The 20,293-nt window shown below is 65.8% G+C and carries 17 protein-coding genes and 1 tRNA gene; 3 read left to right on the top strand and 15 right to left on the bottom strand.

The window, feature by feature from the left end:
* Positions 1-8: 8 nt before the first annotated feature.
* Complete coding sequence (locus tag G6N47_RS10720) at positions 9-1,436, bottom strand: sensor histidine kinase (protein ID WP_083130981.1); 1,428 nt, start codon at positions 1,434-1,436, stop codon at positions 9-11.
* Between the two features lie 3 nt (positions 1,437-1,439).
* On the bottom strand, positions 1,440-2,159 hold the full coding sequence (locus G6N47_RS10715) for a response regulator transcription factor (protein WP_045384777.1): 720 nt from the start codon (positions 2,157-2,159) through the stop codon (positions 1,440-1,442).
* A gap of 118 nt (positions 2,160-2,277) precedes the next feature.
* Here G6N47_RS10715 and G6N47_RS10710 point away from each other — a divergent pair, with 118 nt between their 5' ends.
* The gene (locus tag G6N47_RS10710) at positions 2,278-3,003 is read left to right on the top strand and encodes a hypothetical protein (protein ID WP_083130982.1); all 726 of its coding nucleotides are present in this window, start codon (positions 2,278-2,280) and stop codon (positions 3,001-3,003) included.
* 101 nt (positions 3,004-3,104) lie between these two features.
* Positions 3,105-3,176 (top strand) — tRNA-Thr (locus tag G6N47_RS10705).
* An 8-nt stretch (positions 3,177-3,184) separates the two neighbouring features.
* On the opposite strand, the gene G6N47_RS10700 is transcribed toward G6N47_RS10705, so the two are convergent.
* The 11 genes from G6N47_RS10700 to G6N47_RS10650 all read right to left on the bottom strand — a co-directional run bounded on the left by G6N47_RS10700 (position 3,185) and on the right by G6N47_RS10650 (position 15,196).
* The gene (locus G6N47_RS10700) at positions 3,185-3,637 is read right to left on the bottom strand and encodes a universal stress protein (RefSeq protein WP_083130983.1); all 453 of its coding nucleotides are present in this window, start codon (positions 3,635-3,637) and stop codon (positions 3,185-3,187) included.
* A gap of 85 nt (positions 3,638-3,722) precedes the next feature.
* A complete protein-coding gene (locus G6N47_RS10695; RefSeq protein ID WP_083130984.1) occupies positions 3,723-5,273 on the bottom strand; it encodes an MCE family protein in 1,551 nt (516 codons plus the stop codon).
* Positions 5,267-6,400 carry a virulence factor Mce family protein gene (locus G6N47_RS10690; RefSeq protein WP_083130985.1) on the bottom strand — a complete coding sequence of 378 codons (1,134 nt, stop codon included), beginning with the start codon at positions 6,398-6,400 and terminating at the stop codon, positions 5,267-5,269. The genes G6N47_RS10695 and G6N47_RS10690 overlap by 7 nt, the downstream gene beginning before the upstream one ends.
* A complete protein-coding gene (locus tag G6N47_RS10685; protein ID WP_083130986.1) occupies positions 6,397-7,959 on the bottom strand; it encodes a virulence factor Mce family protein in 1,563 nt (520 codons plus the stop codon). The genes G6N47_RS10690 and G6N47_RS10685 overlap by 4 nt, the downstream gene beginning before the upstream one ends.
* On the bottom strand, positions 7,956-9,515 hold the full coding sequence (locus G6N47_RS10680) for a virulence factor Mce family protein (protein ID WP_083130987.1): 1,560 nt from the start codon (positions 9,513-9,515) through the stop codon (positions 7,956-7,958). The genes G6N47_RS10685 and G6N47_RS10680 overlap by 4 nt, the downstream gene beginning before the upstream one ends.
* Complete coding sequence (locus G6N47_RS10675) at positions 9,512-10,552, bottom strand: virulence factor Mce family protein (protein WP_083130988.1); 1,041 nt, start codon at positions 10,550-10,552, stop codon at positions 9,512-9,514. The genes G6N47_RS10680 and G6N47_RS10675 overlap by 4 nt, the downstream gene beginning before the upstream one ends.
* Positions 10,549-11,862 carry an MCE family protein gene (locus tag G6N47_RS10670; protein ID WP_083131235.1) on the bottom strand — a complete coding sequence of 438 codons (1,314 nt, stop codon included), beginning with the start codon at positions 11,860-11,862 and terminating at the stop codon, positions 10,549-10,551. The genes G6N47_RS10675 and G6N47_RS10670 overlap by 4 nt, the downstream gene beginning before the upstream one ends.
* Before the next feature lie 5 nt (positions 11,863-11,867).
* A complete protein-coding gene (locus G6N47_RS10665) occupies positions 11,868-12,737 on the bottom strand; it encodes an MlaE family ABC transporter permease (RefSeq protein ID WP_083130989.1) in 870 nt (289 codons plus the stop codon).
* A gap of 1 nt (position 12,738) precedes the next feature.
* Positions 12,739-13,518, bottom strand: coding sequence for an MlaE family ABC transporter permease (locus tag G6N47_RS10660; RefSeq protein ID WP_372517522.1), 780 nt, complete (start codon positions 13,516-13,518; stop codon positions 12,739-12,741).
* Between the two features lie 412 nt (positions 13,519-13,930).
* The gene (locus G6N47_RS10655; RefSeq protein WP_083130991.1) at positions 13,931-14,629 is read right to left on the bottom strand and encodes a TetR/AcrR family transcriptional regulator; all 699 of its coding nucleotides are present in this window, start codon (positions 14,627-14,629) and stop codon (positions 13,931-13,933) included.
* 249 nt (positions 14,630-14,878) lie between these two features.
* Positions 14,879-15,196 carry a hypothetical protein gene (locus G6N47_RS10650; RefSeq protein ID WP_139799413.1) on the bottom strand — a complete coding sequence of 106 codons (318 nt, stop codon included), beginning with the start codon at positions 15,194-15,196 and terminating at the stop codon, positions 14,879-14,881.
* A 377-nt stretch (positions 15,197-15,573) separates the two neighbouring features.
* On the opposite strand from G6N47_RS10650, the gene G6N47_RS10645 reads away from it, so the two are divergent.
* Positions 15,574-17,091, top strand: coding sequence for an LCP family protein (locus G6N47_RS10645; RefSeq protein ID WP_083130992.1), 1,518 nt, complete (start codon positions 15,574-15,576; stop codon positions 17,089-17,091).
* Here G6N47_RS10645 and G6N47_RS10640 read toward each other — a convergent pair.
* Both G6N47_RS10640 and G6N47_RS10635 read right to left on the bottom strand, forming a co-directional pair.
* Positions 17,088-18,641, bottom strand: a complete 1,554-nt coding sequence (locus G6N47_RS10640) for an FAD-binding protein (RefSeq protein WP_083130993.1) — start codon at positions 18,639-18,641, stop codon at positions 17,088-17,090. The two genes, G6N47_RS10645 and G6N47_RS10640, sit on opposite strands and share 4 nt — an antisense overlap.
* Positions 18,641-20,293 carry an AMP-binding protein gene (locus G6N47_RS10635; protein ID WP_083130994.1) on the bottom strand — a complete coding sequence of 551 codons (1,653 nt, stop codon included), beginning with the start codon at positions 20,291-20,293 and terminating at the stop codon, positions 18,641-18,643. Before G6N47_RS10635 ends, G6N47_RS10640 begins: the two co-directional genes overlap by 1 nt.

Here is a 20,293-nt window from a genome sequence, read left to right as displayed (position 1 = left end):
TGCCCGGCTCAGCCGACATGCGCGGGCACGTCGGCCACCCGCGGCAGGCTGACCCGGAAGCGGCAACCCTCGCCCGGCGCGGTGGTCACCGACACGGTGCCGCCGTGCGCATGCACCAGCGAGTCGACGATCGACAGGCCGAGCCCGGTTCCGCCGCTGGCCCTCGTTCGCGACGAGTCGGTGCGGTAGAACCGTTCGAAGATGCGGGCCGCATCCTCCTGGCTCATGCCGGGACCCCGGTCGGCGACCTCCAGCACGGCGTTGTCGCCGTCGGTGCCGACCCGCACGGTGATGTCGGCGCTTTCCGGGGTGTGCTGCAGCGCATTGGCCATTAGGTTGCTCAGCACCTGACGCAACCGGGCCTCGTCGCCGAGAACCTCCGGCGTGCCCGGGCCGTCGAGGATGTCCATCGCGATGTGGCGTCCGGGGGCGATCGCCTGCGCGTCGTGCACCGCGTCGCTGGCCAGCGCCAACAGGTCAACCCGGTGCTGCTCCAGAGGTCGTTGCGCGTCGAGGCGGGCCAGTAGCAGCAAGTCGTCGACCAGCAGGCCTATCCGGCGCGATTCGCTTTCGATCCGCGACATCAGTATCTCCACGTCGCTGGCCGCGCCCTGGCGATACAGCTCGGCGAAGCCGCGGATTGTGGTCAGCGGTGTCCGCAACTCGTGGCTGGCGTCGGTGATGAACCGCCGCATCCGCTCCTCCGACGTCCGCGCCTGCTCCGCCGAGGACTCCGACGACGCCACCGCTTGCTGCAGCCGCGCCAGCATTCCATTGAGCGCCAACGAAAGTCGGCCCACTTCCGTGCGCGGATCGCGTTCGGGTATGCGGCGATTCAGCTCCCCGCCTGCAATGGCCGCGGCAATTTGTTCCACTTCGATCAGCGGCCGAAGGCTTCGGTGCACCACCGCATAGCCGGCGATACCGATCACCAGCAACACCGCCGCGCCGATGCCGACCTGCAGCCACACCAGCGCGCGCACCGTGTGCTGCACGTCGGAGAGGTCATAGGCGACGGTGATCAGCCGGCCGAGCGGGCCGCGCACCGACACCGCCCGCCACTGGACACCGGACCCGTCGACCGATCCGACCGTGGTGGGCTCGGGGCCCACGTCGTTGTTGTCGGGGATTGCCGGCTCGGCGTTGCGATCGTTGACGATGGTCCACGTGCGTCCATCCCGGCCGATGCTGCGCACGTAGAAGTTAGTCGGCGGGCGCGAGGCGTTGGGCCTCTCATTGGGGTGCGGCGACCGCGGCGCCTGAGCCCAGCCGCGCGACGCGTCTTCCAGGTTCTGATCGACCCGGTTGATCAGGCTGTGTCGCAGGATCGAGGTGACCGCGATCCCCGACACCGCCAACCCGCACGCCACCAGCAACAGCGTCGCGGCGACGAGGCCCACCCGCAGCGGCACTGCTACCCGGCGGTGTCTAGCCATCGCTCATCGCGGCTCTCGCAGCACGTATCCCACTCCGCGCAGCGTGTGCAGCAGCCGCTTTTCCCCGGTGTCGATCTTGCGCCGCAGGTACGACACATAGGACTCGACGACGTTGACGTCGCCGCCGAAATCGTAACGCCACACGTGGTCGAGGATTTTCGGCTTGCTCAGCACCGTGCCGGCGTTGATCACGAAGTAGCGCAGCAAGGTGAATTCGGTCGGCGAGAGCGACACCGGCTCGCCGGCCTTCCACACCTCGTGGGTGTCCTCGTCGAGTTCGATGTCGGCGAACGTCAGCCGGGAGTTGCGGTGCTCGGTGACGCCCTTGCCGGCGCGCCGCAGGATGACCCGCAGCCGTGCGACCACCTCTTCGAGGCTGAACGGTTTGGTCACGTAGTCATCGCCGCCGAGGGTCAGCCCGGCGATCTTGTCCTGCAGCGAATCCCGGGCGGTCAAGAACAGCGCGGGCGCATCGATGCCGTCGGCACGCAGCCGGCGCAACACCCCGAAGCCGTCCATTCCCGGCATCATCACGTCGAGAATTACCGCGTCGGGCTTGACTTCGCGCGCCAGATCCAAGGCGGCCGGACCGTTGGTCGCGGTGAAGACCTCGAAGCCCTGGAATTTGAGGCTGACCGAGAGCAGCTCGACGATGTTGTCCTCGTCGTCGACGACGAGGATCCGCGCCTCGGGGGTGTTTCCGTCTGTGGTTGCCGATGCCATGTGCTCATTCCCTCGCACTTGGTTGAACGTTACCTCCAGAGCACCTGTGGAGTTGCTGTGAATCCGATACCGGCTATGTCCGGCCTTAACCGTGGCGCCGCGTGCCTAGACTCGGAGCATGAACCTCGGCAAAAGCCTGGTGACCATGGCGACCGCGCCCATGCGGGTCGGGCTGGCGGCGGCCGACGCGGGACTCGGTGTTGCGACCGCGGCCCTCGGCTTGGCGCACCGAACGCTCGGTGAAGCGGGCACGCAAACCGGGCCGAACGCGGTTGCGCACATGTTCGGCATCGACGACGCGATCACCCGCGCCAACCGGCTGGCCAGGCTATTGGACGACGACGCCCCGCTGGGACGTGCGCTGGCACCCGACGGTCCGGTGGATCGGTTGCTGCGTCCGGGCGGGATCGTCGACCTGCTGACCGCGCCCGGCGGCCTGCTCGACAGGTTGACCGAGGAGGGCGGCGGGCTGGAGCGCGCGTTGAAGCCCGGCGGGCTGGTGGATCAGCTGGTCGCCGACGACGGGCTGATCGAACGGGTGCTCGCGGAGGACGGCCTGGCCAACCGGCTGCTCGCCGAGGGCGGCCTGATCGACAAGCTGACGGCGCGGCACGGCCCGCTCGATCAGCTCACCGACGTCGCCGACACCCTGGCCCGGCTGACACCCGGCATGGAGGCACTGGAGCCGGCCATCGCCACCCTGCAGGACGCCGTCGTCGCCCTGACCATGGTGGTCAACCCGCTGAGCAACATCGCCGAGCGCATTCCGATGCGGCGACGCACGCCACGTCGTTATCCGCCTCAGCCGATCCGATCCGAGCGCATCATCGAGCACGACGACTAACGCCTCCCCGGGTTCCCGCCGAATGTGAAGCTAGGTTCACTTTCGGCGACGAGCGTGTGGCCAGCTTCCCGTTCGCCGTTAAGCTAGCACCGGTTAGACCCGCCTCCTTAGCTCAGTGGTAGAGCAACGCTCTTGTAAAGCGTAGGTCGTCAGTTCAATCCTGACAGGGGGCTCAGCCCAATCACCCGGTCGTGTGCACGATCAGCACGTCGACCTTGGCCTTGCTGGCGACGCTGCCGGGGATGGAGAACACGCGCCCGATGATCGCTGAACGGGCGTCGAGTCCCACATTGCCGACCACCAGCAGATCGGCCTTAGCCGCCCCGGCAGCGTCAACCAGTGCCTCTACGGCGGCACCCTGAATCGGCCGCTCCTCGATGTTCTTCGCCCCGGCCGCCTTGGCGCGCTCGCGGGCATCGCGCAGGATCGAGTAGATCGGCGCGTTGCCGCGCACCTTGTAGGCCTCTTCCCCGAGGATGTCCGCCGCGCGCTTGTCGTCCTCGTGCGGGAGGTAACCGGTCGCGATGATCAGCTTGGCGTCCGACTCGGCGGCAATCCGCGCCGCACGCTCGACCGCCCGCAACGACGACTGCGAGCCGTCGGTACCGACCACCACGGTCTGATAGGACGTCATCTGCCCTCCCCGCCCCGTTGGCTAATCCCCACCGCAGACAGTAACGCCCCCATGCGGGCGGGCAGCACCATTCGGCGAAACGCACCTAGCGGGCCGGTGCCAGCATGGCCTTCCATCCGTCGTCTCCTGTTCTGGTCGAATTCTCGACCGCGTACTTGACACCGTCGGGCCCGGTCAGCTCACCGCTCTGGGGACTGTAGACAGCCGTGGGCGGCCAGCCGGGGATATAGACGCAAGGGTTCGGCTGCTGACCATTGCACTCCACAGTCCCTGTCCCCGGCCGCTGCAGCGGATCGCTGACGGGAGGCGGCGTTCCCGTCACCTTGTCCGCCGGCGCGGGATTGAGGCCGTTGTTCACCGACGGAGCAGGTATGACCTGACCCGGGTTCACCGGTTGGTCGCAGCGCGCCCCCGGCGCGGGGCAATTGAGGATCTGGTTGGGATCGCCGTACCACGGGTTAGTCCCCAGTGGCACATATGGTTTGGGGTCACGGCACTCCCGCGGCGTCGCCGCGCGCTTGCCGGGGACGTCGACGCACGGAATGTTGCGCGCCCCGCGTACGACGTTGGCCGGAGTGTCCTGCGGGATCTTGCAATATGTTCCCGACGGCAGCGGCGCCGGGCTGGTGTCCGCCGGAGACCGCCACTGGGATGGCGGGAGAAAACCGGTCAGACACGGCGGAGGCTGGTTGATCGTCAGCGCGTTGTCGAGCGATGCGTAGCCCGGGAACGCCGTCGTCACCGTCTGCGCGGCCGAGGCGCCCTGCGGATAAGCCACCAGCAGTTGCTCGACGTTCTTGTGGTAGCGCTTGAGCATCTCGAGCACGATTTCGAAATTCGCCAGTGTCTGCGGCAGTGTGTCCCGCACGTCGTTGAACACCGCATTGACTTGATCCGCGGTGGCTGGGCCTTGGTTCAGGATGCTTTGCAGGTGCTGGTCGTTGTCGGCAGTCTGCGCGGCCAGCACGTCGAGGTTGTGCGACCAGCGTTCGATCGCACCGCTCGAATCGACTTGGCTGTCAAGGATTGGCGCGGAGTTTTCGATGATGTCGTCGATATCGGCGATGTTGGTCTTGAAGTCGCCGGCAATCGCCTGGGTCGCGTCGACCAGCCGTTGCAGCGCGGGCCCCAGCCCGCCCACGGCTTGCGCCGTCTCGTCGAGCAGCGTGGCGATCTTGTCCTTGGGCAGCACCGCCAGCCCACGATTGGCCGCGTCCAGTGCCGGCCCGATCTCGGTGGGCACACTGCCCTCGGTAATGGTCTGCCCCGGCGCGAAGTACTTGCCGGCGTTGCCCGGCGACACCAGGTCCAGATACTGCTCACCGACCGCCGACACCGAATGCACGTTCGCCGTGGCGTCGACCGGGACCTTGTACCGGCTGGCGATGCTCATCGTCGCCTGCACACCGGTCTCGGTCGGCGCGACGGCGATGACCTTGCCGATGGTCTCACCGCGGTAGGTCACGTTGGCCGTGGGATACAGACCGCCCGAGGCGGGCAGATCCGCCTTGAGCGTGTACTGACCGATTCCCACCACGCTGGGAATCCGCAGGTAGTACCCGCCCAGCACGACGGCCATGATCGCGGTCAGGATGCCGAACAGGATCAGCTGGCGCCTCTCGAAGCGGGTCAGCATTGCCGATCCGCCCTTTCGACCAGCGGCCCGCCGGGAGCGTCGTTCGGGTTGGACGTGTAACGGACGTCGGGGATCATCGTGTCGGGGTCGCGGCCCCACGACTGCTCGAGTGCTCGCAGCGCGCCGGAGAATCCGGTCCCGGTGAGCATTGCATTGTCGACTGCGCTGAGAGTCAGGTCGGCCGTCAGCGACAAGTTGAAGTAGTCGCCGCGGAACGACTTCGGCACCGAGTCGACGTCGAACGGCTGGGCGAGGATCAGTTTGAGCGCGCGGATCAAATACGGTGAGCCACGGCCGAGTTCGCGCAGCGGGCATTGCAGCGACAGCAGATCCCGGTGCAGGTTGTCCCGCGAGGGCGACAGATACTGGTCGGTGAGCTCGCTGAGCCGGCCCACCGAGTCGACCGCGTTGGTCAACAGGTTTTGTTTGTCGGCGAAATGCTTGACCAGCGGCGGGAATTCGGTGAGAACCCGATCCAGCACGTCCGAGCGGGAACCCACGTACGCCAGCAGCCGGTTGGTCGAGTCGATCGCGTGGGTGATGTCTTCTCGTTGCTCGTTGAGCCGGGCCGTGAACGTGTCCAGCTTGCCGAGGAACGCGCGGATCTGCTCCGCGCGCCCGTTGACTATGTTGTAGACCTCGTCCTGCAGCACTTCGAGATTCGGGATGTGGCCGCCGCGCAAAATGATCGCGATACTGGCCAGCGTCTGTTCGGTCGTGGGGTACGCCGACGAGTTCTTCAGCGGGATGGTGTCGCCGTCCTTCAGCAGCTCCGGCGACGGATTGGGCGGCGCGGCCAACTCCACATGCTGAGAGCCGAGGAGGCTGGTCTGCCCGATCTTGGCGGTGGCGTTCTTGGGGAGCTTGACGTTTTTGTTCAGGCCCAGCGTCAGCGTGGCGACCCAGTTCTTCAGCTTGATCGCGCGGACCGTGCCCACAAAGACGTCGGCCACCCGCACCCGGCTGTTGTCGTTCAGGGCCAGCGTGTCGGGCATCTGCACGTAGACGGTGTACGCGCCGGCTCCGGTGCCCGGCCCGCCCGGCATCGGAACATTCGCAATGCCATGCCAATTCGCGCACGAAGTCAGCGCGACGGCGGCCACCAACAGAGCTAACCCGCGCCTCATGATCCCGCCTCGGCGGGCAGCGGCGCCGCTTCAGGTGCGGGCGTCGGCGCGACCGGCCCCGGCATCACACCCGGTCCCGGCGGCGGCGGTGGCACCGGAACCTGCGGCGCTTGCAACCCGATAGGTGGCACCACAGGGTTCTCGTCGTAGGCGTTGGGCGGCCCCGGCGGGGTTTGTAACCCCGACGGCGGTGGCGGAGCGTCCGGTCCGCCCATCAGCTCAGCCAGCGATTCAGGGGTCAGCAGGCTCGCCGTGACCGGGCCCACCTGTGTGCCTTGCATCCCCGGCGCCACGACCCAGCCGGGCTGAGTGTTGCGGTGCGACAACGGCGTATCGGGCACCCAGATCCCGGGCACCGTGGTGTCCTTGTAACCGGGCGGCGGCTGCAGGCGCGGCTCGGAGTAGGCGACTTCCTTGGGCAGCGTCTCGGCGGTACTGAACAGATTGAGGCCGAACGGCAGGTAGTTGAATTTGATCGCATCCAGGATCGGCGCCAGATACTGCGCGCACAACTCGGCGGAGTCTTGGTAGCCGAGTCGGCTGCCGGCCTGAATCATGCTGCAAACGAACTGCATTGGGTTGGTGAAGTTCGGGATCGCCGGAATGGACATGACGGCGCCGTGCGACGGGTGGTAGATCCCGCCCAAGTTCGCTTGCAGCGTGGGCAGCACGTGCAGGCCGGTCTCCAGACCATTCAGCGGATCGGGCTGGACCAGTGTGGTGGTCAGGTTGGCGAGGTTGTCGACGTCGTGGGCCAGCACCTCGCGGTTCTTGGCCAAGAAGGGGCGCAATGTGGAGAGCAGGCCGTCGAACTGCTGTATCGCATTGCCCAGGTCGTGGTCGGACCCGGTCAGCCTGTCGGTGAACTGGGCCAGGTTGTTGTTCAACGCGACGAACTGGCGGTCGTCTTTGCGCAGGGCGTTGACGAACATCGCGAGACTGCGTGCCACCGCGAAGAAGTCGCCACGGCCTTCGTTCAGCGCAGTCAGCGATCGCGACAGGCTCTCCAGCGTGGTGTTGATCAGCTTGCCCTTGCCGGCCAACCCGTCGGCGGACGACTCGATGAGTTCCCCGAAGGGACCCTTGGGCTGCTCGGGCGTCGGCCCGAGCTTGTCGATGATGTTGGCGACGCTGTTGCGCAGTTGGTCCCATTCCGTCGGCACCGCGGTGCGCTCGATCGGGATCACCGCGTTGTCGGTCAGCACCGGACCGCCTTTGTAGGGGGGCTCCAACTGGATGCTGCGCGACGCCACCACGGTGGGGTTCACGATCACCGCGGACGCGTCGGCGGGCACTTTGTATTTGTTGCTGTAGTGGAAGGTCACCTTCATCTTGTCGCCGGCAGGCTCGATCTTGTCGACTGAGCCGACGCGAATCCCCATGATCTGGACCTTGTCCCCGGAATAGAGCGCATTGGCCTCCGGGAAGTACGCAATGACGGTGTTGTTGGTCAACTTGTGGTAGAGCTGCAGACCGGCGAAGCCGACAGCCAAAATCACCACGGCCACAAGCGATCCGGTGATTATCCGCGCGTTGCGGGTCCGGAAGATGTTGCTCAATTCTGGCTACCTCCCGTTATTCCGCTGCCGCCTGTTCCGCCCGGCGTGATGAATGGAGCCGGCAATTGCTCGCCCGGCCCCGGACGGGCGGGCGGCCCTGGCGGCAGCACCGGCGCGAACGTCGACGGCGGCGGGGTCGGCCCTGCCGGTTGCAGGTTCTCCGTGCGCGCCCCCGGTGGGGCGTTGACAGGCAACGGCACCGGTGTGCCGGGCACGTCCGGAGGTGGCTCACCCGGCCGCCCGGCGATCGGGATCCCCGGGCTCGGCGGCAGACCGTTCGGGTTCGGCGGCGACGTCGCGACGTCGATCGGCGCCGGGAAACTGCCGCCGAACGGTCCAGCGTCGACGCCCGCACAGGGCAGGGGGTTCCACGGCCGCGGCAGCGCGTCGGGCGGCGGGGTGTACGAGCATGCCGATCCTGGTGGGACGGCCGGCCCGGGGTGATCCGGCGTACCCTCGAGCACCGGCGGTGCGGGCGGCGGCGCGCCGTTGGGGAACCGTGTGCCGTTGGGGTCGGGGAACCGGAACGCGGGCAATCCCGCAGTCTCCCAGAAGTGTTCGGGATCGATCCCGCGCTTCTTGAACGCGGCGTCCACCCACGGCTGCAGGATCCAGTAGGGCAGCAGGTTGGCCAGCACGATCTTGAAGTACGGGCCCGACGCGACGGATTCGCCCAGCGATGCGGCGAATTGGCCGACGGTTTTGAGGCCTTCAGCGAGGTCGTTCTTGCGTGCCACCAGCACGTCGCTGAGGGTGCGCAGCTGCTCCAGCGCGGTGTTCAGGTTCGGGTTGTCGTTGATGAAGCCCTGCACCTGGCGCGAGAACGCCGAAATATTGGCCAGCAGCACGTCGATGGCCCGCCCTCGTTCGTTGAACGCGGCCAGCAGCGTCTTGGCGTTGACCAGCAACCGGTTGACCTGCTCGCTGCGGTCACCGAGCACATTGGCCACTTTGTTGGCCTGCGCGAGCAGATGTTTAACCTCTTCGTCGCGTTTGCCGATCGCGTCGGAAAGTTTGGCCAGACCATCGAGGGCGGGACTCAGGTGCGAGTAGGTCTGATCGATTGTCTGCGACAAGACGTTCAGCGATCGCTTGACGGTGTCGACGTCCCACCCGGCGGCGGCCTTGGTGACGTCGAAGACCGCGTCGTAGAGCTGGTACGGGGTGGTGCTTTGCCCCAACGGTAAAACGCTTCCGGGCCTCAATGTTTCGGCGCCGCGCGGTTCGATCTCGAGCACCTTCTTGCCCAGGATGGTGTCGGTCTTGATCGCCAGCCGGCTTTCGGTGCCGATTGTGTTGGTGCCGATCGAAAACTTGATCACGACGTGGTCGCCGTCGATGTTGAGCGCTTGCACTGTGCCGACGTCCACGCCGCTGATGCGCACCTTGTCGTTCTTGTTCAGTTGACCGGTGTTGGCGAACTGTCCGTAGTAGCTCGGGCTGGCGAACAGCATTGGCACGCTGGTGAAGCTTTGGCCCACAACGACTATGAGCATCAGCACGACCGCACCCGCGATACCGACGCGGAACCGGTTGAATTCGGTCAGTGTTCTCATTGCGGCGTGCACCTACCCGTGGGCTGCTGCCAGATCCTGACCGTGCGGACTGGGCCGCCGGGTTGCAGTCCGTTCCAATTGATCGTGACGTCGCAGACGTAGAAGTTGACCCAGTCTCCGTAGAGGCCGATGCTGCGCCCGATCAGGTTGAGTGCGATCGGCCAGTTGTGGATCAGATCGCTGAGCTGATCACTTTGGTCGATCAGGGGCTGCTGGAAAGTCTGCAGGTAGTCGATTTCTTTGTGGAGCAGGGCGCGGTTGTCGGCCAGCAGGTCTGCGACCGTCCCGGCGGCGTCGCTGATGTGGGCGGTGCCGGCGGCCAGCGGATCGGCGTGGTTGCGCAGTCCGGTGATCAGTCGCTCGAGGTTGTCGACGGTCTGGTCGAACTCCTTGCGGTGCTTGACGGTGGTGTCGAGCACGACGTTCAGGTTCTTGATCACCTCGCCGATCGCCTGATCTCGCTGCGCGATATGCGAAGTGGCTTGGGCGGTTTGGTCCAGGATGTTGTTGATGGTGCCGCCCTGACCCTGGAACACGGTGATGATGGCCGACGCGATGGTGTTGACCTTCTCCGGATCGAGGGCACGGAACAGCGGCTTGAAACCACCGATCAGAGCGTCGAGATCAAGCGCCGGCGACGTCCGAGACAGCGGGATGAACCCGCCCGCCGGCAACACCCGGTCCGCGCCCTCGCCCTCGCCACGTTTGAGCTCGACATAGCGGTCGCCGATCAGGTTCAGATAGCGGATTTGCGCTGTCGTGGACTGGTAGAGCGGCACCGCGCGGTCGACGTCGAAGTCCACCCGCACCCTCGTGCCCCGCTCGACCAGTCGCACCTTTTTGACCTTGCCGACCTCCACGCCGAAGGCGCGGACGAACTGGCCGTTGCGCAGCCCGCTGGCGTTGCTGAACTCCGCGGTGTAGCTGTTGGTGCGGTTGAACCGCATCTGACCGAAGACCACGACGATCGATACGGTGATCAGCAGCAGCACCAGCGAGACGATGCCGAGTTTGATTGCGTTGCCGGTAGTTTTCATGGGTTGATCGTGTTGTCCCCCACTTGGCGGCCCCAGACGTACTCGATTGCGTACGGCGAGCCGGTTTCGACGTGGTTGTATGGCGCAAGGCTGGCGCCGGTGTCCATCACCAGCCACGGCGCCGGCCACAGATCCCGTGTGATGGGCTGCCAGCAACCGGGGGCACCTCCTGGGCCGCCGCGAGCATTGACTCTCGGCAGATTGTCCGGGTAAACATAGGGATTCGGCGCTCCGCCGACCAGCCCGGCTAGCCCGAGGGCGCCCATCGTGGCTGCTGCGCCGAAGAGCCCGGGGAGAGTCAGGATGCCTCCCAGTCCCGACATCAGCTCGGTCATGGTTTTCAGCGCGTAGCCGTTGCCACCACCCGTCGTCTCGTAGGTCTTGGGTTCGGCGTCGTGGTAATTGCGGATCATGCAAAAGATCTCGGGGCTGTAGGTGTCGAGGAGTTCGGCGGTGGGCACCAGGTCGGCGATGCCTCGCTGCAGGTAGGGTCCGCCACGGGCGACAATGTCTTGGCCGGTGTTGCCCACGCCGGTTGCGGCCAGCAACGTTGCATCCAGGTCAGCTTCCTGGCGGTGAAGCGTGCGCGCCGTAGTCACCGCATGGTCGAGGGCGTCGAGCAGATCCGGTGCGGCGTTGGCGTAGGTGTCGCTGAGCGCTGCCAGCTGCTGAATGTCGTGACGCACCTGCGGCATTCGCGGATTGACGTCGTCGAGGATGGCGTTGGCGTTGACGATCGACTGGCCGAACCGCTCGCCCAGCCCGTTCAGCGCTTCCGCGGCCGCGGCCAATGTCAGGTTCACCTTGACCGGGTCCACCTTCTCGGTGATCGAGGTGAGCGTCTCGAACAACGTGTTGAACTCCGTCGTTACCGACCTGGCATCAATCACATGCTGTGGGCTTATGCGCTGTGGAACAGGATGTTTCGGTGATGTCAACGACACGTACTTGTTGCCGAACACCGTCGTCGCCCTGATATTGGCGGCCACATTGGCCGGAATCAGCCGGATGTACTTCGGATTCACATCCATGACGACCTCGGCGGCTGGCGTGCCGTCGCGCTGGACCTCTGAAATGTGTGCCACCCGGCCGATTTCCACCCCGTTATAGGTGACCTTCGACCCCGGATCCATCACCAAACCCGCCCGCGGAGCCACCATGGTCAGCGTGGTCTTAGGCGTGAGCAAGCCGCGAAACTGCAACCACACGAACGCTAAAACCATCGCAGCGACCAACAGGAAGACCACGGCCGCGGTCTTGTACGGAGGGATACGCGGCTTGTTGACCTTGCCGTGGACCAGCGTCGTCATCACGACTACACCGTGAGGTTGAAGTTCGGGTTCTTGCCGTAGACCGACATCGCGGTCAGCACGACCACGACGACGATCGTGATCAGCGACAGCCGCATCGACCGGCCGACCGCTTCGCCGACCCCGACCGGCCCGCCGCTGGCGGTGTAGCCGTAGTAACAGTGGGTGGTCATCACGACCAGCGCGACCAGGATCACCTCGGCGAACGACCACGCGACGTCGTTGGGGCGCAGGAAGGTATGGAAGTAGTGGTCGTATGTGCCGATGGATTGCCCGTAGAACAAGACCGTGGTCACCTGTGCGGACAGGAAGGCCAAGGTTATCGCCAACCCGTAGAGCGGGATGATGACGACGAAACCCGCCACCACCCGGGTGGATACCAGGTAGGCGACCGACCTGACGCTCATCACCTCCAGCGCGTCGATCTCCTCGCTGATGCGCATCGCGCCCAGCTCGGCGGTGGCGCCGGCGCCGACGGTGGCGGCCAGCGCCTGACCGGCGGCCACCGGCGCCACGAAGCGCACATTGACCATCGCGGCCAGAAATCCGGTGAATGCCTCGACACCGATGTTGCCCAGCGACGCGAAGCCCTGGATGGCGACCAGCGAACCGGCGGACAGGGTGATGAAGCCGACGATGGCGGCGGTTCCGCCGACCACAGCCATCGCGCCGGTGCCCATGCCCATCTGGGCGATCAGGCGCAGCAGCTCTCTGCGGTAGCGCTGCAGAGCGAAGGGGATCTGCCCCACTGCGGTCAGGGCGAACCAGACGATCTGCCCGAGCTCGGTCAGTTGGTGTGCCGGGACGCGCCGGTATCGGCGGAAGGTGGCGGCTGCCTGCGGGAAGCGGGCATGCGGTGCGACAGCCGTCGCCATGTCAGCGCCCAGTTCCGAAGCGGACGCCGATTGTCGTCAGCGCCGCGTTGACGGCGAACAGAGCGATGGAGCACAGCACCACGGTCTCGTTGACGGCCGTGCCCAGACCTTTGGACCCGCCGCGGACGACCAGCCCCCGGTAGCAGCCGACGAGGCCGGCGATCAGCCCGAACATCGCCGCTTTGACATTCGCGATCACCACTTCGGGCAGCCCGGTGAGCGCTGTCAGCGTCGAGAGGTACGCACCGCTCGAGACGTTCTGCAGGTACACGCTGAAGAGGTAGCCACCTCCGAGGCCGACGGCGACCACGAGGCCGTTGAGCAGGACCGCGACGACAATCGAGGCGACGACGCGCGGCACCACCAGCCGTTGGATCGGTTCGATGCCGAGCACTTCCATTGCGTCGATCTCTTCGCGGATGGTGCGGGCGCCGAGGTCGGCGCAGATAGCGGTGGCACCGGCACCGGCGACCACAAGGACCGTCACGATCGGGCCGAGCTGGGTGACCGCACCGATTGCGGCGCCGGCACCGGAAACGTCGGCAGCGCCGAACTCGGCCAGCAGCACGTTGAGCGTGAAGATGAGTAGCACGGTTTCCGGGATGGACACCGCGATAGTCGGCAACAGCGATACGCGCATGAGAAACCAGCCGTTCCAGATGAACTCGCGCCATTCGAACGGCCTCATCAAGGCTTTGCCGGTCAGCACGCACATCCGGAAGAACCCGCCTACGACTTCCGCTCCTGGCCGGATCCGGTTGAGTACGCGGCCGCCGACCATGTCCGCGGTAGTCATCGGCACCTCAAAAAACGTTGTGCCATATGGCCGTACGAGATCCCGGTATGTGCGCGATTGCCGCGAATTCGCTGACCCGCATTGCAGCGCAACGGTTCTTGATGCGCGCTGCGACGCGACACATCGTTGTCTTTGCAGTGGACGGTGTTGCCGCCCGCGCAGTGGATCCGTGTCGCCCTGGTGTGTGCCACACGGCAACTATCGCATTAGACCGTACGGACAGTCAATAATTTGCCTTTCACGGCGGTTCCTTGACCAACGACAGGGACGAGGTCGGTGGAGTATTTACCAGGTTTTTTGAGCAGAATCGTCGTGATGCAGGGCCGTGGACGGCTGGGCTTAGACGACTATACGTACGGTCATAATGCCGCTCGATGTCGGCGTCCGCAGATTACGGCTATCTATCGGCCAGGCCGCTGGGCGGCCAATCTGCCACACCGCTTACCGCAGCAAGGCATTCACGCACCACTGAGACAACCTCGGTGGATGGGCCGGCCCACTTGCTAAGCCCCAGACGGTCGAGCAGCAGGCCACCGAGGAAGACGTCGACGAAAGCTGCGCCGACTTGTTCGGCCGTCCGGGAACCGTCAGGGTCGAACCACACCCACATCCACTCCAGCGATCCCCACAGCTGTAATGCTGCTAGTTCGACGTCCACATCTCGGAACACACCGCTCGCGACGCCTTTGCGGATCTCGTCGATCGTCAACGCTTGCAGTTCCTGGCGCGACTTGCGTACCTGCTGCATCGCCGGGTCATCTGACAGCGAAACCACCTCGCGCTGGCTTGCCACCGTCGCGTTGCGGGCGAGCACCTGCAGCATGGTGGACGCATAAATGATCGCGGCAAGGCGTTCGTGCGGCGCGGCCAGACGGCTCCACACCATCCTTAGCACCTCGAGCTGACGGGCCAGACGGCTTTCTTCCAGTTCCCGCAGCATCTGCGCTTTTGTTCCGAAGTGATGGACGATAGTGCCTTTGGACATGCCGAGCTCGTCGGCGATGTCGCCGATATTTGTTCTGTCGTAACCACGTTCGGCGACGTAGCGGACAAACGCATCCAGGATCTCGCTGCGTCTGCCTGGTGATCTGGGCATCTCAACCCTTCGGAGCAAACTAACCGTACGAACGGTCTACCATACTCTCGCGGCGTGAGTAACCTCCCAGTCGGCCGCAAAGCCGCCGCCTCGCGGAGGTCGGCCAGGTCGCCGGATCCGTCAACACAGGGCTGAAAGCGCACGTCAGACGGCACTGCGGGTGGTGCGACGAGCTGGCTTCCGGCGTTACCGGCAAACCTGAGAGGTTAGTGGCGTCTAATCTCTGGCGCTGACCTGGTGACCGCGAGGTCAACAGGGGCGCAACGCCCTGCGGCCGCTGGGCCGATCCGGCGCAGTCACAACGTACATGTTGGCGCCAGGTGCCGACTTGATTTCGCCGGCGGCATACATCGTCATGAGTTCTCTGCCATCAGCGTCGACAACGCATACGTAGGTGTCGGTTTCAGCGTCGTATTCGAAGCTGTCCCAAGCCAATACGAAGGCCAAGCAATTGCCGTCGCGGTCTGCGACGACGAGCTTGTGCACACCCGATTCCCTGAGTAACTCGGCATCCTCTGCGCGCTGCTCGGACACCCGGCTGTCGTGGACCGGAACGGTGTTCAACATCTGCCAGACTCCCTTCACGGGGTTGCCCCCGGGATTCTCAGGTGGCGGTCCCACAGACCGGGGACCGTTGACCAGGCAGGCAACCGCATCGGCCTCGCGGCGCGGACGGGCTACTGCGTCGCCCGCTACCGCCGCCCAACTCATTCCCATCGCAACGGCATGCATCGTGCTGGTCTCACTTCACTGGCCGATCAGAAAAGTCTGCCAGTCAACGACCCGCATCGGTGCAAAGTCGCAGATTCCGCCGCAGGTCACGCGCCTTGTCTGGGCACTTTCCAGCCGGCTCCGGCATACTGGAGCGCCAAGTAGTAGACGTTGTCGCCGCAAGTTGCCATCGGGGGGCAGGCGCGGCGCTTCCCGACAGAGTCGAGATTGTGGTGAACCGATCCGGCGGCAGGCACCGCCGCGCGAAACCATGGCAGATCCGCCGGCGGCTGGCCCGCGGCGGCATGGCGCTGGCTGCGGTGCTGGCCGTGGCGGCGACCGGCGCGGGCTGGTGGATGGCGCACGGCATGCTGGGCGGCATCACCGTTTCCGAGGCGCTGCGCTCAGAGGACCCGCATTCTTCCGGCGGCGCGATGAACATCCTGCTGGTCGGCCTGGACTCCCGCAAAGACCAAAACGGCAACGAGCTGCCCTGGGCGGTCCTCAAGCACCTGCACGCCGGCGACTCCGAAGACGGCGGCTACAACACCAACACGCTGATCCTGGTGCACGTCGGCGCCGACGACAAAGTCGCCGCCTTCTCGATCCCCCGCGACGACTATGTGCCGTTCGGCGGCGTTCCGGGCTACAACCACATCAAGATCAAGGAAGCGTACGGGCTCACCAAGGCCTACACCGAGCAGAAGCTCATGGACAAAGGTGTGAGCAACCAGAAAGAACTCGAGACCAAAGGCCGCGAGGCAGGCCGAACAGCGACGCTGCGGGCGGTCCGGAACCTGACCGGCGTGCCGATCGACTACTTCGCTGAGGTCAACCTGGCTGGCTTCTACGACCTGACCGAAAGCCTGGGCGGCGTCCAGGTGTGCCTGAAACACGCTGTGTACGACTCATATTCGGGCGCTGACTTCCCTGCTGGCCGCCAAACTCTCGATGCCGAACAGGCACTGGCGTTCGTGCGGCAGCGCCACGGTCTGGAAAACGGCGATCTGGACCGCACTCACCGCCAACAGGCGTTCCTGTCGTCGGTCATGCACCAGCTGCAGGATTCGGGCACCTTCACCGACTTGACCAAGCTGAAGGGCCTGATGGCGGTGGCGCGCAAAGATGTTGTGCTGTCGTCGGGTTGGGACGAGAACCTGTTCCGCAGGATGGGCGCTCTCGCCGGTGCCGACGTCGAATACCGGACGTTGCCGGTCGTGCGTTACGACAACATCGACGGCCAGGACGTCAACATCGTCGACCCCAAGGCGATCAAGGCCGAAGTGGCGACGGCGTTTGGCACCAGCGCACCCGCCACCACGACCACCACGGCGCCGAACCCGTCCACCGTGGTCGACGTGGTCAATGCCAGTAGCACCTCCGGACTCGCCACCAAGGTGTCAAAGACGCTGACCCAGAAGGGTTATACCGCCGGCACCGTGCGCGACCGCGAGTACGGCGAGCCGAGCTCGACAACCATCGACTACGGTTCCGGCGCCAAAACCGATGCGCAGGCCATCGCGGCGCTTCTGGGCATCGACGCCGCCGAGCACAGCGACTCCGCGCTGAGCGCCGACCAGGTTCAAATCTTCGTCGGCGACGACTACTCCGTCCCGTCCCAGGACGAGACCACCACGGCGTCAACCGTGGCCGGGTCGTATCACGGCTCGCACACCACCACCAGCAGCACCGAGCCCACCCCCGACCGGGGCGCACCGATCGACGGCGGCGGCGTGCCCTGCGTCAACTAAGCGTCAGCGCGCCTGTCGAGCATGTCCAACACCGCGAGGTGGCTGAACAGCATGCTGGTGCCGATCGGGTTGCCGCCGCCCGGATAAGCGCAACCGCTCGGCGCGGCCATCGTGTTGCCGGCCGCATACAGCCCGCGCATGATCGTGCCGGAGGTGTCGAGCACGCGTGCCGCGGTGTCCGTACGCAGCCCGCCCTTGGTGCCGAGGTCCGAAAGGCCGAACGCGGCTGCGTGATACGGCGGCCGATCGATGGACACTAGCGGCGACTCACCGCCTGAGAAGGCCCGGTCGTAGGCCTCGTCGCCGCGGCCGAAATCTTCGTCCACACCGCCGGCGGCGAATCCGTTGAACCGCGCGACTGTTGCCGCCAGGTTCTGCGCCGGCACGCCGATCTTTGCGGCCAGCCCGTCGAGGGTGTCGGCGGTGTGCCACAGGCCGGCGGCGACGTACTTGTCCGGCTCGACCATCGACACGTTGGTCGCCTTGACCGGTGGCACCCGACCCTCCTTGTCGTCGTAGACCATCCAGTAGGGCAAGGTGATTGACCCGTTCGCCAGGTCGGCGATGACGGTGCGGCCAATCCGGTCGTAGGCCGCGGACTCGTTGACGAACCGGTTGCCGTCCTGGTTGACGAAGATGCCGCCGGTGAACCACAACGCGAACGCGGAGCGACCGTCGGGATGCGTCAGCCCCGGCGACCACCACGCCTGATCCATCAAGTCGGTGTCCGCGCCGACGGCGATAGCAGCCTGGTGGGCCTGGCCGAGATTCCCGCACGAGCCCATCGTGTCCCGAACAGCGCCGGGCACACCGTACTTGCGGCGCAGCTTCTCGTTGCCCTCGAAACCACCGGCGGCCAGCAACACACCGCGGTGCGCGCGGATCGCCCGGGGCTCCCCCGCGGTCTCGACGATCGCGCCCGTTACCGCACCGTTTTCGACCACCAGCTCGATCAGCGCGGTGTTCAATCGACGGGACGCGTTCGGATACTTCTCGGTGGCCTTGAGGAACCGGGCAATCAACGCACGACCGCCGATGAAGTAGTCGTCGGGTTGCGGCGCGCCGAGCCGGTCGGCGTCGAGCGGTCCACGCACCATCTCGCGCAGTTCCGGCGCCTGCAGCACCGGCAATGGCTTGGCGGCGATGTGTCGCCGGCCATCCAACCGTGCCTTCGGTGCTTTCCCGAAATAGTCGGGCCACGGCAACATTTCGAACTTCAGGCCGGAATCGTGCTCGAGGTACTCGATCAGCGGGGCGCCGCCGCGGACATAAGTTTCCTGCAACTCCCGCGGGGTGCGGTCGCCGACCACAGCGTGGTAGTACTCCAGCGCGTCCTCAAGGGTGTCGTCGACGCCGGCGCGCATCAGCACCGGGTTGCACGGAAACCACACCCCGCCGCCACCGGAGTACGCGGTCGTGCCGCCGAACTTATCGGTCGCCTCGATGAGGATGACATCGAGTCCCTCACGAGCCGCGGTGTACGCGCCCGTGACCCCGCCACCGCCCGACCCGGCGACCAGCACGTCGCATTCTTCGTCCCAGTTGACCATTACACGTAGCGCTCCCTGCCATAGCGCGCGAACTCGCCGTCGAGCGAACACTTTTCGTCGGCGCTCATCCGGTGATATACCGGCGCCCGGCGTCCGGCCCACCGATACACCGGCTCGCCGGTGTTCCACCGCTGGCGCTGCAGTTCACGCTTGAGTACCTTGCTGGAGCCGGTGACGGGCAGGCTTGTCGAGAGCCGCAGGAACCGCGGGATGCCCTTGGTGCTCAGTTCTTTTTGAGCCGACAGGTAAGCGGCGAACTCCGAGGTGTCGAACGCCTCCGGGTCGGTCACCTCGATCGCCGCCATCACTTGGTCGCCGGACCGTGGGTCCGGCACGGCATACGCCCCAGCCGAAACCACGCGCGGATGGCGGCGCAAAACGCGCTCGATCGCCAGTGCGGAGATGTTCTCGCCGTCGACCCGGATCCAGTCGCCCCGCCGGCCGGCGAAGTACAGGAATCCCGCCTCGTCGACATAGCCGAGGTCGCCGGTCCAGTACCAGCCGTTGCGAATCCGCTCGGCGTCGGCGTCGTCATCGCGGTAGTAGCCCTCGAAGCTCTGGACGCCGTATTTGTCGACGATCTCACCGACCGCCTCGTCGGGGTTGCGCACCCGCCCGAGCTCGTCGAAAACAGCTGGGGCACAATCGGTCAGCGTCTGCGGGTTGACCACTGCGACACCGGCATGCGCCGGGCGGCCCAGTGCGCTCGCAGGGGCGGCGGGGTCGCGCGCCACCACGGTCCCGCCACCCTCGCTGGAGCCGTAGCCCTCGAACAAGGCGGCACCGAAGCGCCGGCGGAACTCGGCCTGGTCCTCCGGCGACGCCTCGGTGCCGAATCCGCGCACCAAAGGATTGTCGGAATCGTCAGGTTGTTCCGGAGTGGCCATCAGATAGGCCAGCGCCTTGCCGACGTAGGTAAAGAACGTCGCACCAAAGTACCGCACGTCTGACAGGAATCGCGATGCCGAAAACGACGGTGTCAAGCATACCGTGGCGCCGTTCGCCAGCGCCGGGGCCCACAGCGCCATGATCGCGTTGCCGTGGAACAGCGGCATGCAGCAGTAGTCCACGTCGTCGCGACCATGGCCGAATTTGTCGGTGGCGGCGTAGGCAATTCGGGCCAGCCGGCCCTGGCTGCACTTGACCGCTTTGGACGCACCGGTCGTCCCCGAGGTGAACAGCAACAGCAACAGGGAATCCTCGCCCACTCCCGGGGCGACAGCGGGTTGGACGCGGTGGGCGTCGACGAGGCGGCCGTATCCCGGGTCGTCGACAAGAAGGAACCGGTCCGACCCCAGACCGAGGTCCAGATCGCGCAGCCGCTCCGCGTGTGCGGTGTCGGTGACGATCAATTGACAGTCCGCATGCCGTATTTCGGTCGCCAGCTCTGCCGCGCCCCGGGTGGGGTTGATGCCGACGACGACGGCCCCCACCAATGCCGCGCCGCCGAGCCAGAACACGAAATCCGGTATGTTATCCAGCAATACGCCGATGTGAAACGGCCCGTCGCGGCGCAGCGACCGTGCCACGGCACCCCGGGCGGCGGATTCGCGCACCACCGCATCCCAGGACCAGTCACGTTGCCGCGTGCGTAGCCCAAGGTGCTCGTCGCCGAGGCGATCGAGCAGCATCGTCGCGATGTCGGCCCGCAT

The organism is Mycobacterium branderi (assembly GCF_010728725.1).
Lineage (GTDB): Bacteria > Actinomycetota > Actinomycetes > Mycobacteriales > Mycobacteriaceae > Mycobacterium > Mycobacterium branderi.
This window is presented reverse-complemented; position numbering and strand designations above follow the sequence as displayed.